The following is a 17,151-nucleotide window of genomic DNA, read 5'->3' as shown; positions in this document are numbered from 1 at the left end:
TTAAACTGGGTTAGCCGCAAGCCACTGCTCAATATAAGCACGGTGAGGCGGCAACGTTTGCAACATCTGCTGTGTAAGCTGGCTGTTACGTTCAATTATTTGATTTGCTTGCGCATCGTTTGAGTACAAATACGCTTGCTTAGTAAAGTCGGGCTTAAAGCCCATACCGTATAAAACATACTGGTAACTGGCGGCAGGAAATAGCTCTAATGCGCCATGAAAATCTTGAATAAGAGTGCCACGCGTCCCCCAAAGCAGTAAGTCTTCTTGTAAACTTTGCGGAATGCTTTGTGGTTGTACGTGCGCTTGCCAATAAGGCTCTGGGCGCTTAGTTAACATGTAATGTAGTTTTAAAAAGTCGATAATACGCTGCCAACGATAATCCATTTGCTCATTAAAGCGCTTTGCAACAATGGGCATTACTTGGGTATCGGCTGGCATGTGCTCTGCAACAAAGCGAGACGAAATTTCAACCAACATAATGGCGGTTGCTTCGAGGGGCTCTACAAAACCTGCCGACATTCCCACTGCAACACAGTTTTTGTGCCAAAACTCTTCGCGATAGCCTGACTCAAAACTTATTTTTCGGGCAGTTAAGCCTTTAGCGGCATCACCTAAATAGTTGCGTAAGTTTTGCTCGGCTTCTTCATCTGATAAAAACTTGCTTGAATATACATGCCCTACACCACGGCGATGCGTTAGGCCTATATCCCAAATCCACCCAGCATTTTGTGCGGTGGCAATAGTATGACTGGCCAGTGACTCATCACCTTCATCGTAGGGGACTTGCATAGCTAGGGCGCTGTCGTTAAATAATACGTGATCCATTTTTTTAAATGGCACGTTAAGGGCTTGGCCTAATAACAGCGATGAAAAACCCGTGCAGTCTATGTATAAATCAGCGTTTATGGTGCGGGTTTGATCGGTTAAGGTAAGCGTGTCTATAGCCCCGCTTTCATCAAGCTTTACCTGATCAACGGTGCCAATAATGTGCTCAATGCCTAGTTTGCTCTTACAATGCTGTTTTAATAGCTCAGCAAAGGCGCCGGCATCTAAATGGTATGCGTAATTACAATTTGCTTGATACTCGCCTTGCGCAATACCTCTCGGTGCTAGGTTTGCTTCGCAAATATCGTGCTGAAAATTAGTTTGCTGAGCAAAGTTTTCAACATTATCTAAATAGGGGGCTAAATCTATACGGCCGTAGCCTAGCGGTACCGTAAAGGGATGGTAGTAAAAATCGTTGTTGCCATGCGTCCAGTTTACAAATTTACCACCTTGTTTAAAGGTGGCATTACAGGCTTTAAATACATCCACTTCTCGCAAACCAATTTGCTGAAGTGTGTTTTTCATAGTGGGCCAGGTACCTTCACCTACACCAATTGTTGGAATATCAGATGATTCTACCAATATCACTTTTAAGCCATCACCCTTATTACCTTGGTGATACGAAGCGATAATTGCAGCGCTCAGCCATCCTGCTGTGCCGCCACCAATTACGGCGATTGTTTTTATTGCTTTATTCATAACGGACTACTCTTTGAGTACTTTATTGATAACCGGTTAGACAACAAATGCCCTTTCGGGCATTTGTTTAAATTAGTCTCATTTTGTGCAAATTAGCTACTAACTTTATTAGTAACAGTACTTATAATGCACTGCAATGAAAACTAAGAGGCAATCGCTGCCTCTGCTATCAATTAAAACGTACCGCGAATACCAAACGCGTAACGTGAGCCATTATCTTCTACAGAGTAGATTTGATTAGCAAAACGGCCCGTTTGCACTAGCTCTTCTTCAGTAATGTTGATGCCTTCGGCAAAAATAGTGAAGTTTTCGTTGATATCGTAGCTTGCACTAATATCCCATTGACCGTACGTTTCTACGTTCACTGGTTCGCCGTTAAAGCCGTTATCAACTAAGCGTAAAAAGCCCTCACGGTTGTTAAATGCAACGCGTGCCTGCCAGTTATCTTGCTCGTAAAACAGCACTAAGTTTTGTGAATCACCTAACCCTTCAAGCGCAAATGTTTGGCTTGTATCACCATCAACACTAATGTCGCTATCTACTACCGTGGCATTAGCAATAAAACCAAAGCCGTTTTCAAACATATGAGTTACACCGATTTCGTAACCCGTTACCGTTGCAGACTCGCCATTTTGCGGGCGACTTACAGTGTAAACTTCTGAGCTACCGTTAAGTTCGGCATCGGTTTGGTCAGTACAGGTTGTACACGCAAAATCAGGGCCTGTACGGTCAGTCATGTCGTATGTTTCGTCGCCGGTTAAGGTAACAATAAAGTCATCCACTTCTTTACTAAATACGGCAAAGCTAAATAAGTTAGCGTCGTTGTAGTACTACTCGTAAGAAATATCCCAGTTTTCAGATTGGAACGGCTTAAGTGCAGGGTTACCACCACTTGCTGTTAAGTTTTGACGACGAGGCTCGTTAAACGTGGTCGCAGGCGATAACTGTGACATAGTAGGGCGAGTAATACTGTCGTACGCTGCAAAGCGTAAAATCATGTTGTCTTGCAGTTCAAGCTTAACGTTAAAAGAAGGAAGTAAGTTTGAGTAACTCGTCCCTTCTTGAATGTCTGTTGCCGGGCCAAATACGTTTTGGAATAAAGTGGCATCAGAGGTAGGAATAACATCGCTGATAAAGCTTTGTACAGCCGCTACTTCAATATCAGTTTCTGAGTAACGTGCACCCATGTTAACCGTAACTGGCATATCAGCTAGGTCGAAACCAATGGTAAAGTCCATGTAAAGGCTAGTGATATCTTCGTTAATTGTGTAACGGTTATTTTGTAGTGTTGGCTCTACAGGGAAACCTTGGTCAGCAAGGTAATCAAGCATTTTGTCGCCGTCGTAGCTATAAAATGTATCGATTAAACCTGGGAAGTAGTTACTTGCTGAGTAAGCTTCAAAATCAATTTCATCAAGTGGCGCTTCAGTGCCGTAACCACAAAATTGACATTGGCTACCAAAAATTTGGAAGCTTGATTTTTCACGTTCTTGACGATAAGCACCAAAGTTAATGCGATCAACTGGGCCTTTATCTGGTACGTATTCAAAATCGGCTTTGATTTCGGTAATTTCATCTTCATCAGTAAACTGGTTACCAATTTCGTTGTAGTGAAGACGCGCAAGGCTTGCATCTGGCAGCGAGCCATTTTCAAAACCATCATGCTGTACGGTAGGAACGCTACCGGTGCCGTCAAAGCTGTAGCTGTTAATAATACCCACTACGTTAAAGCGGTCATTACCAGCACGGTCGTTTTCAGCTGTTGAGCGAGATACGTCAAATTTTGCTTTTAATGACTCGTTTACTTGCCAGTCAACGTTAATACCAAATGCTTTGTTAGTTACATCACGCGAGTTACGTGTGTGTGATACAAAGTCGGTTGCAGGATTGCCACTGGCGTTACCTAAACCTACTTCTTGCGTAAAGGTAAGCAAGGTACCCGTTTCTGGATCGATTGTTGCGCTACCTACGCGGTCTGGTTCAAACCAAGAAGCTAAATCGCGTACTGATGAGTCCACTTCAAATTTTGAAATTAAACCATCTACGGTAATAGTAATATCGTCAGACGGTGCATATTGTAATACTAAGCTTGCATTAGTACGTTCACGGTCTTGCTCATCTACAACTTGGTCCCAGTTACGTGGGATGTATGCATTGTCGTACAATACGCCATCTTGTGGATTTGAAATAGTTTGTCCACCGCGCCAACCAGCCGTTAAAATTTGGTTGTTTTGCAGCTTACGTTGTTGGTTAGTGATGGCAAAAAGCACACCGAGCTTGTCGTCGTTAAACGTATTACTTACTAAAAATGAAGCCGATGGCGATACTTCTTCAGAAAGGCTTTCGTACATGCCTTTTACTGAACCAATCACATGTAAGCCACCAAAATCGAATGGACGAGCTGTGGTTACGTTAACCGTACCACCAATGCCGCCTTCTTGAAGCGTTGCACTGTTACTTTTATAAATATCAGCACCGGTGATTTGATCTGCCGCTAATACATCAAAATTAAATTCACGCCCTGCACTATCAGTCGCAATTTGACGACCATTTACAAGTACCGTGTTAAATTGTGGGCCAAAACCGCGAATTGTTACTGCTTGCCCTTCACCGCCACTACGGTCAATGGCTACACCTGTAATACGTTGCAGAGACTCTGCTACGTTTAAATCAGGAAATTTACCAAGATCTTCTGCTTTAATCCCATCGCTTACAACATTAGATGCTTTTTTATCTAACATTGATGAACGTAAGCTGCTGCGAATACCCGTTACTGCGATAACCTCAACATCTTTATCTACTACTGTCGGTGTGTCGCCTTCAGCGCCTTGAGCTGCAACGTGGCCGCTTGCCAATATGCCTGTAATAGCAATACTGAGTGCGGTTTTTTGTTGAACGATAACTTATTGTTAATTATCATTTTTTAAAAACTCCTGATTGTGTGTAGTCATTTTGTCGTTGTGTGGTGTGTATAGCTTCAAATACTATTTATAATATAAATATTTTAAATTGAGCAAAAGTGCAACCTTTTCCTTAATTATGGCTATCTTTTTGTTACGTGTATTTTTCTTTTTGTTTTCTTTAATTTAACAGTGGAATTAGTATGTTATTGCGAAAACGCAAAAATTATTTGCTGATTATATTCTTCATCCGGCAATAAATTAGCTTTTGGATAATCGCTTCTATTTGCTGCATTGGGCCAGTTTTGAGCCTCTAAACACACTGCTTGGCGTGCTTTAAAAGGAGAACCTACAAAATTTGCCGTATAAAGCTGCATACCAGGTTGGGTACTTTTAAGGGTTAAATTAACGCCCGTGTGTGGCGAGGTTAATGTAGCCATTGTTTTTAAACGATTGTCATCACTAAAAATATAGCAATGATCAAAGCCACTACCGGCATCAAGCTGTGCATGCTGTGCGCAAAGTGCATCGCCTATGGGCTTAGGGTGAGTAAAATCAAAGCAGCTGCCCGAGCCATCTTCATGATGGGCAAGCGGTATACTGTTACTATCGATAGGTAAATACGTTGCGGTATTTATTTGCAGCAGGTGATTATTAATGCTCTCACTGCCTTCAAGATTAAAATAGCAGTGGTTGGTAAAGTTAACGAGAGTTTCTTTATCGGTAATGGCTTTGTAAATGAGGATTAGTTCGCCATTGCGTGCAGTAATTGTTTGCCAAACTTGTAATTGGCCAGGAAAGCCTTCTTCTCCATCTGCCGAGCAGTAATAGAGCTCCACTTCATTATTGCTTTGTTTAGTGACTTGCCACAGTACTTTATTAAAGCCTTTTTCGCCGCCGTGTAAGCTATTTGGGCCATTATTTGCTTTAAGTTGGTACTCTGTGCCTGATAATACAAAACGTCCGTTTTCAATACGATTTGCGTAGCGCCCGACTGTTGCCCCTAAATAAAATGGGTTTTCTAAATAATAAGCAGGTTCGTTAACGCACAGTGTCATCTCTTGGTTATTAAACTTTATGCTTTTGATAATAGCGCCAAATGGCAATATTTCTGCAGTTAAGCTTTTACCATCGCTAAGCGTTATTACCTCTAACGATTTATTGCCAGTTGTAGATGCCACATTCATTCTCCATAAACTACCAGCTCAACAGTACCTGTCATAGCGGTGCAACAATATATAATATAAATAGTATATAAGTGAGAAGCGTAACTCAATCAAAATGCGTTAAAATAACGCTATAATAATTCACAGCTGTCGCTTGTGGTTTACATCACCGCTCCTCGTTGCATGGAGTAAATGCACCTAGTTAAACTAGGTGATCGCTGAGTGCTGCGACTTCTGCTTCGCTTAAATTTTGTTTAGCTTTGTTTTTAAAGTTATAACGCACTAATACAGTTTTACCCACAACACAGCATTTACCTTGCTGCCACGCCTCTTGCTTAATGGTAAAAGAGCTATTTCCTACATGCTCAACAGCTGTTTTAATCGTCACTTCGTGAGCATAAAATAATTCCCCTACAAACGATGCTTCTATTTTAGCAATGATCAGTTTCCAGTCGTGTGGGTTTAGATCGGGGGTAAAAAATTTAAAAATAGGGACGCGTGCGGCTTCAAACCACACAGGTAGTACGGTATTGTTGATGTGTCCGAGTGCATCTGTTTCGCTAAAGCGCGGCATCACTTTTTCAATAAACATAAAAATCCAAATAATAACTAAATAAAAAGGTAAATCATGACGGACTTTATCCACGTTATTGATAACGCGTTAAGCGATGATTTTTGCGATAACTTTATTACCACATTCTCTAACAGCCCGCATGTAAAACAAGGTGTAACCTCTGGTGGTGTGGACTTAAAAAAGAAAGACAGCCACGACCTGCAATTAAACAGTTACCCAGAATACGCCCAACAATTAAAGCATATTCAGCAAACCACTGCACAGCATGTTTTTAACTATGTAGAAGCACACTTTTTTATGCTAATTGGCGCATTTGGCTTAAAAGTTTATCACCCAAAAACGGGGGATGTGGTGGATTTAACACAGGATAACTTTGACGAAGTGGGCAAACCACAGCTCTCTGTGTTGGTGCAGCAAATATTTAGACTTGGGAACATTCAGGCGCAAAAGTACGAGGTAAATAAAGGCGGCTACCCTTACTGGCATAGTGAAGTGTATCCACAGCTACAACACAATGAAGCGCTGCACCGTGTATTATTATTTATGTTTTATTTAAACGATGTAGAGGAAGGTGGCGAAACAGAGTTTTATTATCAAAAACGTAAAATTGCGCCTAAAAAAGGCACTATGGTCATTGCCCCTGGCTACTTTACACATACCCATCGAGGTAATAAGCCGGTATCGAACGATAAATATATATTAACTTCATGGGTGCTATTTAATCGCGCAGAGCACATATACGGCACACCTAAAAGCTAAAACAGTCAGCGGGCAAAAACTAACTAACCACTGACTACTTTAATGCATTTGAGCTTTAATAAGAGTTATTCAAAAGCGCAGATTTGTATTCATACCAATCCGCGATAATACTTAATTATGCGGATTGGTATAATCTGTCAGTTTCAAAGAAGTTGATCAAACAAATCAAATAACTTATCTAGCTCTTCGGTGGTGTTGTAATGCATACAACCAATGCGCACTACTCCGCCTTTATCAAGTACGCCTAACTGCTCACATAAGCCTTGTGCATAAAAATTACCATCCCATACACAAATATGCTGTTTGCCTAAAAACTCAGACACTTCACGCGGCTCTAGCCCTTCAAAGGTTAAAGCAAATGTAGGCGTACGCTCGTTTAAGCGCTCTAGGTCATCAATGCCAAATAGCTTAATGCGCGGGTAATTAACTAAACGCGTTAAAAAGTACTCACTAAGCGCCATTTCGTGCTGCTTTGTTTTAGCAAAAGCCGCAGCTAACTTTTCACGGCGCGTGTGGCCTTCATCAAGCCCGCTAATTGCAGCAATGTAATCAACAGCGGTAATAAAACCCGCTAAAGCTTCGAAGCTTTGCGTGCCTGTTTCCCATCGACCTGGTGCTACATCTTTAGCTGGTTCTACTTTGTAAGGCGTAAAACCTTCAAGATGCTGTGTTTTACCGTACACCATGCCTAAGTGAGGACCAAAAAACTTATATGCAGAACAAGCCAAAAAGTCGCAATCAAGGGCCTGAACATCAACAAGCTCGTGCGGTGCATAATGCACAGCATCAACGTACACTAATGCGCCTACAGCATGGGCAAGCTCTATAATACGTTTTATATCGTTAATAGAACCCGTAGTATTTGAAGCGTAAGTTACCGCAACCAGTTTAGTATTGCTGTTTAATAAGCTTTCAAACTGCGCCATATCTAAGCTGCAATCAGCCTCGTTAATTAAAGCTGTTTGAACTTTAACGCCTTTATCTTGCGCTGCTTGCTGCCATGACGATACATTTGAGAAGTGATCAGCATTAGTCACAATAATCTCATCGCCGGCTTGCCAATCGCGTGAAATAGCACGGCTAAAGCTAAAGGTAAGGCTGGTCATGTTAGGGCCAAACACTATATTTTGTGCACTTGGCGCATTAAGTAAATCGGCTGCTGCTTGGCGCGCATTTGCCATTAACTCAACGGTTTTATCACTTGAAAAAAACGCACCGCCTAAGTTTGAGTTGTAGTGCCCTAAATAAGCAGTCATTGCACTTAGTACAGACTGCGGCACTTGAGAGCCACCTGGGCCATCTAAAAATATTGGCGATTTACCATCAACGGTTTGTATTAATGCAGGAAACTGCTCACGTAATTGCGCTATGTTCATGAGCATTCCTTAAGAGGTAAGTACAAAACAATCCAGGTAACCTGGCTTGTTTGTATCTACTTTGTTCATTGGCGTTGCATTGTGCCAAACTTGACGGTCGTTTATTAGTGCAAACATTCCGTCTTTAATTTCCATTTTAAAACACGGTTCTGCTTGCTTGTTTTCGTATACAAGCAGCTCGCCGCCTTCTAAGTTTTCGTGAGAAACACCACATACACAAACATGGTCAAACCCATCTTGATGCACACCTTCAGGTGCTGCGGGCGTATCGCTATCAATGGCAAGCATTCTAAATTGGTGAATTTCAATATCACGGCCTTCATCAATGCCGGTAAGCTCACAAAACTCACTTACAATGCTTTTCATACCTTCTGACTCAAGTAAGCTTTGCTCTAAGTTTTCATAAGTACGCTCAACATTACCCTGAAAGGTATTAATAGAATCGTCTTGAACAAACGCTTTGGCAGCTTGTAGTTTTAGCTCACCATTTTGAAATTTAATTACCGAGTAACGACGCTTACGAAATTCACCATCTGCATATGGATTAGCAGGTAGGTTATCAAAAGAAGGCTTAACCAAATCAATATTTGCTTGGTTAATAAAACGAAGTTGCAGTAAATTCTGGTTGTTTAATGCAGTCATAAAATCTCGCTTAAAATAATGAGAATATTGAAAGAGATTTTAATGCATGTAGAAAGGAATATTTGCTTTATTATTTATATAAAAAGTGGGTAATGGTTATATTTAATTCATTTAAAACTTATTACAGCATGAAATATTCAATTTTATTTCAGCCAATAAAAAACCCGCCTAAGCGGGTTTTTTAAAACAGCTTTAAATTATACAGCTTGCTGAATAATTACGTTGTCTGCTTTTTTAGTGTACTGAGGCATACGGTGGAAGTTCAAGTAACGGTATGTATCTGCAGCCGTTGCATTGATTTTCTCTGCGTATTCTTGGTACTCAGCTGGTGTAGGTAATTTACCTAAAATTGCCGCTACTGCAGCAAGCTCAGCTGATGCTAAGAATACATTTGCGCCTGTACCTAAACGGTTAGGGAAGTTACGTGTTGAGGTAGAAACAACCGTTGCTTTATCAGCAACACGTGCTTGGTTACCCATACACAGTGAACACCCTGGCGTTTCGATACGTGCACCAACACGACCAAAGATACCGTAGTAACCTTCGTCAGTTAGTTGGTCTTTATCCATCTTCGTTGGTGGAGCTACCCAAAGTTGAGTTGGGATACGACCAGTAAAGCCATCTAGTAATTTACCCGCAGCACGGAAGTGGCCAATGTTAGTCATACAAGAACCGATGAATACTTCGTCGATTTTCTCGCCAGTAACATCAGAAAGTAAACGCGCATCATCTGGGTCATTTGGAGCACAAAGGATTGGCTCTTTAATTTCTGCTAGGTCGATTTCTACAACGTGCTTGTACTCTGCATCAGCGTCAGCTTCCATAAGTTCTGGGTTTGCTAACCACTCTTGCATTGCATTAATACGACGTTCGATTGTACGTACATCGCCGTAACCTTCAGAGATCATCCACTTAAGCATAACAATGTTAGACTCAAGGTATTCGCTGATAGACTCTTTAGAAAGCTTAACAGTACAACCTGCTGCTGAACGCTCTGCTGATGCATCTGATAATTCAAACGCTTGTTCAACAGTTAAGTGCTCAACACCTTCAATTTCTAGTACGCGACCAGAGAATTCGTTGATTTTACCTTTTTTCTCTACTGTTAATAAGCCTTGCTTAATACCGTAGTAAGGGATTGCGTGTACTAGGTCACGTAAAGTGATACCTGGTTGCATTTCACCTTTAAAGCGAACCAAAATAGACTCAGGCATATCAAGTGGCATAACACCTGTTGCTGCTGCGAACGCTACTGCACCTGAACCCGCTGGGAACGAAATACCTAATGGGAAACGTGTATGTGAATCACCACCAGTACCTACAGTATCTGGTAATAACATACGGTTTAACCAAGAGTGAATTACACCATCACCTGGGCGAAGTGAAACACCGCCACGGTTCATGATGAAATCAGGAAGCGTATGGTGGGTGTTTACGTCAATTGGTTTAGGGTAAGCAGAGGTATGACAGAATGACTGCATTGTTAAATCTGCAGAGAAACCTAAACATGCTAAGTCTTTAAGCTCATCACGTGTCATAGGACCTGTAGTATCTTGCGAACCTACAGTCGTCATTTTTGGCTCACAGTATTGGCCAGGGCGAATACCTGCTACGTTACATGCTTTACCAACCATTTTTTGCGCTAGTGTAAAGCCTTTATCAGACACTTCTGTTACTGCTGGTACTTTAAATACGTCAGTAGCACCTAAACCTAAAGAGGTACGTGCTTTGTCTGTTAAACCACGACCAATGATTAGAGGAATACGGCCGCCGGCACGTACTTCATCTAAAATTACGTCTGATTTAAGCTCAAAAGTAGAGATAACGTCATCTGTACCGTGGCGCTTAACTACACCTTCGTATGGGTAAATATCAATTTGATCACCCATGTTGAACTCATCAACATTTAACTCGATTGGTAACGCACCTGAATCTTCCATTGTGTTGAAGAAGATAGGCGCAATTTTGTTACCTAAACATACACCACCAACGCGCTTATTAGGTACGTATGGGATATCATCACCCATAAACCAAAGCACAGAGTTAGTTGCAGATTTACGAGAAGAACCAGTACCTACAACGTCACCTACGTATGCAAGCGGTAAACCTTGAGTTTTTAATTCTTCAAGTTTAGTGATTGGACCTACTTCACCCGCTTTGTCAGGAGTGATACCGTCGCGCTCATTTTTTAGCATTGCTAAAGCATGAAGTGGGATATCTGGACGTGACCATGCATCTGGTGCAGGTGATAAATCATCAGTGTTTGTCTCGCCGGTTACTTTAAATACAGTAACAGAGATTTTTTCAGCAACAGCTGGCTTGTTAGTAAACCATTCAGCGTCTGCCCAAGATTGAATAATCTTTTTAGCGTGCTCGTTACCTGCTTTTGCTTTTTCTTCTACGTCGTAAAATGCATCAAACATTAATAATGTGTTTGATAGACCTTTTACAGCGATAGGCGCAAGTGTTTCGTCATCAAGTAGCTCAATCATTGGGGCGATGTTGTAACCACCTAACATTGTACCTAATAATTCTGCTGCTTTTTCTTTAGATACTAATGGAGATTGTGCTTCGCCTTTAGCAACTGCCGCTAAAAAGCCTGCTTTAATGTATGCTGCATCATCAACGCCTGGTGGTACGCGGTTGATTAGTAAATCTAAGATGAACTCTTCTTCACCCGCTGGTGGGTTTTTAATTAGTTCAATAAGATCAGCCGTTTGCTGAGCATCTAATGGCGCTGGTACGATACCTAACGCGGCACGTTCTTCTACGTGTTTACGATATTCTTGTAGCACAATATTGCCCTCTTGGTGACGTGAAAGTATTCGGTAGCGCCTCATGCGCAAAAAAAGTAACCCAATACTTATAGTATTCTAACGCGGGATTATAAAGCTTTTATGTATAGATGAAAATCCATCCAGCTAAGCAACTGATTATACCGACTATAAATATTATGAATAGTGGTAAGCATAAATTCTATTTTCGTGAATGTTTGTTAAGTAATAATCATTCTTGTTTAATCAGGCTAATACTGCATATGCTGTTTTAAAGGCATAAAAAAACCCAGCACTAAGCTGGGTTTTTAAAATAAAGTAAGTAACTATTAACGCTTAACTTTTACACGTTCAATAGATTTTACATGTGCTTCTACACGACGGTTTTCAGCGTGAGCTTCTTTCGTGTTAGCTGTGTTTTTAAGACGTTCTTCGCCTAGGCCAACAGTTGTAATGCGATCTTCAGCAATGCCATCTTTAATTAGCTCTTGTGCTACATCATCAGCACGCTTTTTAGAAAGCATCTTGTTGTAGTTTGCATTACCTACCGCTGACGCGTGGCCTTCAAGTAGTACAGTTGTATCTTCGTGCTCTTTTAAAAACTCAGATACTGATGCAATGTCGTCAAAGTAACGTTGACCAACTTGTGCAGAATCATGTGGGAAAGTAACTAATAAGCTTGTTGTTACTTCACGGTCTTCGTATAAAGTACAGCCATCGCCATCAACAGCGTCTGTCATTGGCGTGTTAGGACATTTATCATCTTTATCTAGGATGTTGTCGTTGTCGCTGTCTTTAGGTTCTACAGGTACTTCTACTACTGCTGTAGGCGCTGGCTCTACAGGCTGTGCAGGCATAGAGTTTTGGCCAAATAAGTAGTTAATACCAATTTTAGCACCTACATCTGTGTAACCTTTATCAAGACCTTGGTATACCGCAGTTTCAGCGTTTACGAAAAAGCCATCAGTAATAAAGTGTTGGTAACCAACACCTGCGTTTAAGAATGTGTTGTCATCTACTACGTCCATTTCTTTAATACCGAATAGACCGTAGAAAGGACCGCCGTCAAGGTGGTAAAGCGCATCAATACCGTAACGCTCGCCGTCGATATTATTACGATTGCCCGCAGCTTTATCGAACGCGTTAAAGTCCATATCTGCATACTCAAGGCGTGCGCTCCAGTAATCGCTGAAACGGTAACCTGCTTCTACACCCCAACCAGTTGACTCGTTTACGTCAAGGCCAGCTTGAGCGCGCATGTTTTCCCATGACGCATCATAGTAGTCACCAAATGCACCAATGTAGAAACCTTCTTCTTTATCGGCAGCGAATGTAGACGCGCTAGTTGCAGCTAACGCAATTGCAATTGTAAGTGATTTTAATTTCATTGTTTTCTTCCCATTTTAACAACTTAGAAAATTGTAGCTAATCAATACTAGCTCAACCAGTTTTGTACACACTACCCGAGCTTTTGTTAATCGATACTTAACGAAAAATAAAGTTTATAAATTTTTTCAACGATCTACAGGCATTCCAACCACCAATTGTAGGTTAAGTAAAAATTTTTACCTAATCTGCAATTAATAAATTATGGTAATTTATAAATAGTTACTTTTTATGAATGCGCACAATACCACCGAGTGTGTAACTGCTCAATCATTGTACACTGCATTATTCAAAAATGACTATTTATAATCAAAAACTTACAATTAATTACAATACTTAAGTACCGCAAAAAGTTTGATAGCCCTTGTCATCTTTACCTTTCTCTTGAAAGCGGGCTAAATTAGCTGTTTTATCATATGGGTTACTCATCACCGCTAAGAAGTCGCTTAGTAGTTCGCTCTCGCCGTGTTGATTATATTGCGCAAGTATTTCTTCGACGATGTGATTACGCGGTATAACCCTTGGGTTAGCCGCTCTCATTAGATTATAGCTGTTTTCATCACATCTTTTTTGCCATAACGGAGCCCATTGCGTTAATTCATCTGGCACTTTGCCAGCCTTTAGCGACTCGGTTAGGGCATCAAAGGTATTGGTGTAATCGAGCTTATGCTCTTGAAATAACAATAATAACTTACTTACAAGCTCTACATCGTCTTCGTTATAACCTGCTAAGCCTAATTTTTGTGCCCACATTTGATTATATTGCGCGTTAAATAACGTAGAAAACTGATTAATTAGCGGCGTCATTAAACTTACAGCTTGTTCGTCATCTTCATCTATTAGCGGGATTAGGCTCTCAGCTAAACGCGCGCAGTTCCAACTTACAATATTTGGCTGATTACCATAGGCATAGCGACCTTGCTTATCAATTGAGCTAAACACGGTATCAAAATCAAAGGTATTCATCATTGCACACGGGCCGTAGTCGATAGTTTCGCCGCTTATCAAGGTATTATCAGTATTCATAACGCCATGAATAAAGCCTACTCGCATCCAGCTAATAACCAGCGCTAGCTGACTATTTATAACGGCTGCTAAAAAGTCTAAATAGCGCTGAGCCCCTGCTGATTGAATACTTGGGTAATGACGCTCAATGGCTACATCAGCTAATTTTTTTAATCCCTCTACATCACCTTGAGTTGCTAAATACTGAAACGAGCCAACGCGAATATGGCTACTTGCTAAGCGGGTAACAATTGCGCCTGGTTGCGGCGGATTACGATAAACAGCTTCACCTGTGCCTACAACAGCCAAACACCGCGTGGTTTTAATCCCTAAGCCGTGCATAGCCTCGCTCATAATATACTCGCGAATAGCGGGGCCTAGTGCACATCGTCCATCGCCTCCTCTTGAAAAAGGCGTGGCGCCTGAGCCTTTTAACTGAATATCCCACAGCTGATTTTTATCATCGCTGATAGCACCCAGTAAGTGCGCTCGCCCATCACCCAAGCGCGGCGAAAAGTGCCCAAACTGATGCCCAGAATAGCCAAGCGCTACAGCATTTACCGGTTGTGGCTCGTTACCAGCAAAAGTACTGGCGCGCAGCGCTGGCTCAACATCTATATTAAACAGCTGTGCTAACGCTTCGTTCCACAGCAGCAATTGCGGGGCAGCAACGCTTGATGGACTGTCCTCTATTGCGAAGTTATCTGCTATGTCTGTGTATCTTGGCACTAGTTTCATGGTTAATCCTCTGTTTGTTGGCTTATGCCTACGCGATTATCGCCCACGCTGTAAGCCACAATTAAGCTAAGTTCTTGCAGGCTCAAACCACTTTGCTTTTGCATTTCGTTAAAAAACGCCTGTGCGGCAGTGAGTGATTTTTTAGTTTGCAGGCCGCCATCTATAATTTTGTGCGCTCTTAGGTAACTTTCTAAAGATCTAATCACATCTATAAATTTACTTAAAATGTTACCAGCCTTGTTTAATGCGGTTTTAGCCTCAGTAACAAAAACTGTTGTAAAAATGAAGGCATTATTTAATTTCACTTTATTTTTCAGAACCAATGTTACTATTTTTAATCCGAGTTATTTAGGATAACCAACATGGTTATCGCCTATCGAATACGCAACAATTTGACTTATCTCTTGCAAACTAAGCTTTGATTCGGACTGCCATTTTAAAAATGTTTCTTGGATAGTATTTAAACTTCGTTTAGTAGTAAGTCCCCCGTCTATTAGTCCATAGCTTCTAAAGTATGCTTCTACGTCTTTGCTAAGTATAAAAGTATCCTTACCTAGTTTACGTAGAGCATAAGGCCCAGTATTGCCTCCCAACCTGCTACCATTAGCTTTTAAGTATGCCCATAAACCAATGATGTTTTTATCAGGCCATTCAGCAAGCCATTTTCCAACAGAGCCATATTCATCACTAATTTCTTTTAGCATGAATGCATTTTCCCGAATCGTTTTTACTTTATTATAATTGCGTATAATTGCAGGATCTTTGGCTTTACGTTCAAGCATGTCATCAGGCATCATAATTAATTTTTCAATATCGAATCCCCAAAATACATCTTCAAATGACTCCCACTTTTTCTCAACAACGGACCAGACAAATCCTGATTGAAAAACCTTCTTAGTCATTTCAGATAACACTCGATCACTAGGGATATTGAGTAACTTATCAGTACTTAAAGGTTTGCTTATTAAATTTAATAATGCTTTTTCACCACCTTTTCTTTCGATAGCTCGCTGATATAGTTTTTCAAAGGTTTCCATCAAAATTAGTCTCACTTCATATATTTTATTGGTTGTTAAATAAAGTCTGCTTATTAAGTAGATACTATGATGGCTTAGCCTCACACACATTTAATTATTTAGACGGAGGAGGTAAAAGGTTAACCTGAACCAACACGTAACCCTTGCACCGTCTATCAATGCTTATTTAGGACATCAAGACAAGGCTCCGAATAATTATAACTACTCGTAACTGACTTTATTCCGCGACAATACAAACCTCCGAGGCATTACTGCCAGCTTTTACAAACAAAGCTGGCGTGTTTTCCTCTGATATACCTTCAAGCATTAAAGCTGCTTTAGCCTGATTAAAAGACTTTTCGACTGATAAGCCAAAGCCAAGTGATGAATAAAATTGTGCTGAGAATACTTGAGCTGCGTTATCTGTGATTGATGTATTCATGCCAATCGCACACTCAATATGTTCAATAACGTTACTAGCTTGGTTGTGTGAATGACATGTATTGAAAAAAACCAATCTTAAACTTTCATTAGCTACACTCATCGCATGAACAATAGAGGCCATAGAAACAAGTTTGGTATTCGAATTATTGTCCATAAGAACAAGCTCATCGTTGTCACTACCATGTCCGCTGAAGTGAACAATCGTAGGCTGATATTCATTAATATTCTGAAGTATATCCCCTGGCCTTACAGCCCAACATGACTCAAGTTTTATTACGTCACGATGACGAGACTTAGCAATCATTTCTTTAATAGACCTTACTTCTTCATCCAAGCCTAACTGCCCTTGATCTCTAGGATTTGATGCAAAGAAAAGTACAGTAATTTCTTCTGGCAGCTCATTGAGAGCATCAATAGCATTTGAATGCTCTAAAAGAGTTCTGTTTACCGTATTAAGAGCTTTAACTTGCTCATTTTGAAGTTTACTCTGCTGTTGTTGTAATTTTTTATTTTCTTTCAGTTCTTCTTTGTCTAACTTACTCTTTTCAGCTTGGAGTTCCTTATTTTTTTTAACTATTTTCCTTTCAAGCTCTACAATTTTTTTTTCTAATTTACTTATGCTTTCATGGTTTCTATTAATTTCTTTTAGCTTATTATTAATCGTTGTAGCTGATTTAGACGAATTCATCTGGCGTGTAGCAGCTTGAATTTTATTATTAAACCCAGCAATTTTTGCGTACTCTTTTGATTTTTGCTCAGATAAACGAATAGCCTCGTCTTGCTTACGCGCAACACTTCTTCTATGTGTATCAATCATTGCCATTTCTTTACCCTCATTACTGAA

The 17,151-nt window shown here is 40.6% G+C and carries 11 protein-coding genes and 2 pseudogenes; 1 reads left to right on the top strand and 12 read right to left on the bottom strand.

Features of this window, described 5'->3' with window-relative positions; genetic code table 11:
* From VOI46_RS01245 to VOI46_RS01230, 4 genes and pseudogenes are all read right to left on the bottom strand, one after another.
* Positions 1 to 1,527 (bottom strand): tryptophan halogenase family protein, encoded by a 1,527-nt coding sequence (locus tag VOI46_RS01245; RefSeq protein ID WP_004588168.1) that lies wholly within the window; start codon positions 1,525 to 1,527, stop codon positions 1 to 3.
* Between the two features lie 173 nt (positions 1,528 to 1,700).
* A pseudogene (locus VOI46_RS01240) lies at positions 1,701 to 4,447 on the bottom strand (TonB-dependent receptor).
* Between the two features lie 186 nt (positions 4,448 to 4,633).
* Positions 4,634 to 5,608 carry an aldose epimerase family protein gene (locus VOI46_RS01235; RefSeq protein ID WP_004588167.1) on the bottom strand — a complete coding sequence of 325 codons (975 nt, stop codon included), beginning with the start codon at positions 5,606 to 5,608 and terminating at the stop codon, positions 4,634 to 4,636.
* Between the two features lie 187 nt (positions 5,609 to 5,795).
* Complete coding sequence (locus tag VOI46_RS01230) at positions 5,796 to 6,185, bottom strand: thioesterase family protein (protein ID WP_004588166.1); 390 nt, start codon at positions 6,183 to 6,185, stop codon at positions 5,796 to 5,798.
* Between the two features lie 36 nt (positions 6,186 to 6,221).
* Here VOI46_RS01230 and VOI46_RS01225 point away from each other — a divergent pair, with 36 nt between their 5' ends.
* Positions 6,222 to 6,926: a 2OG-Fe(II) oxygenase gene (locus VOI46_RS01225; protein WP_004588165.1), complete on the top strand. Its 705-nt coding sequence runs from the start codon at positions 6,222 to 6,224 to the stop codon at positions 6,924 to 6,926.
* 143 nt (positions 6,927 to 7,069) lie between these two features.
* Here the strand turns inward: VOI46_RS01225 and VOI46_RS01220 are convergent, their stop codons facing one another.
* The 8 genes and pseudogenes from VOI46_RS01220 to VOI46_RS01185 all read right to left on the bottom strand — a co-directional run bounded on the left by VOI46_RS01220 (position 7,070) and on the right by VOI46_RS01185 (position 17,124).
* Positions 7,070 to 8,302 carry a cysteine desulfurase-like protein gene (locus tag VOI46_RS01220; protein ID WP_004588164.1) on the bottom strand — a complete coding sequence of 411 codons (1,233 nt, stop codon included), beginning with the start codon at positions 8,300 to 8,302 and terminating at the stop codon, positions 7,070 to 7,072.
* 9 nt (positions 8,303 to 8,311) lie between these two features.
* The gene (locus VOI46_RS01215) at positions 8,312 to 8,944 is read right to left on the bottom strand and encodes a 2OG-Fe dioxygenase family protein (RefSeq protein ID WP_004588163.1); all 633 of its coding nucleotides are present in this window, start codon (positions 8,942 to 8,944) and stop codon (positions 8,312 to 8,314) included.
* A gap of 197 nt (positions 8,945 to 9,141) precedes the next feature.
* Positions 9,142 to 11,739 carry a bifunctional aconitate hydratase 2/2-methylisocitrate dehydratase gene (gene acnB / locus VOI46_RS01210; RefSeq protein ID WP_004588162.1) on the bottom strand — a complete coding sequence of 866 codons (2,598 nt, stop codon included), beginning with the start codon at positions 11,737 to 11,739 and terminating at the stop codon, positions 9,142 to 9,144.
* 308 nt (positions 11,740 to 12,047) lie between these two features.
* Positions 12,048 to 13,106: an OmpA family protein gene (locus tag VOI46_RS01205; RefSeq protein WP_004588161.1), complete on the bottom strand. Its 1,059-nt coding sequence runs from the start codon at positions 13,104 to 13,106 to the stop codon at positions 12,048 to 12,050.
* Positions 13,107 to 13,440: 334 nt separating this feature from the next.
* The gene (locus VOI46_RS01200; RefSeq protein ID WP_004588160.1) at positions 13,441 to 14,847 is read right to left on the bottom strand and encodes a protein adenylyltransferase SelO family protein; all 1,407 of its coding nucleotides are present in this window, start codon (positions 14,845 to 14,847) and stop codon (positions 13,441 to 13,443) included.
* 2 nt (positions 14,848 to 14,849) lie between these two features.
* Positions 14,850 to 15,041: pseudogene (locus tag VOI46_RS01195) on the bottom strand (3-methyladenine DNA glycosylase); the annotation flags it as partial.
* Positions 15,042 to 15,191: 150 nt separating this feature from the next.
* Complete coding sequence (locus VOI46_RS01190) at positions 15,192 to 15,884, bottom strand: DNA-3-methyladenine glycosylase I (protein WP_004588158.1); 693 nt, start codon at positions 15,882 to 15,884, stop codon at positions 15,192 to 15,194.
* A gap of 217 nt (positions 15,885 to 16,101) precedes the next feature.
* Positions 16,102 to 17,124, bottom strand: a complete 1,023-nt coding sequence (locus VOI46_RS01185; protein ID WP_324738127.1) for a CHAT domain-containing protein — start codon at positions 17,122 to 17,124, stop codon at positions 16,102 to 16,104.
* Positions 17,125 to 17,151: the final 27 nt, after the last annotated feature.

The organism is Pseudoalteromonas sp. CuT4-3 (assembly GCF_035666335.1).
Taxonomy (GTDB): Bacteria; Pseudomonadota; Gammaproteobacteria; order Enterobacterales; family Alteromonadaceae; genus Pseudoalteromonas; species Pseudoalteromonas atlantica.
This window is presented reverse-complemented; position numbering and strand designations above follow the sequence as displayed.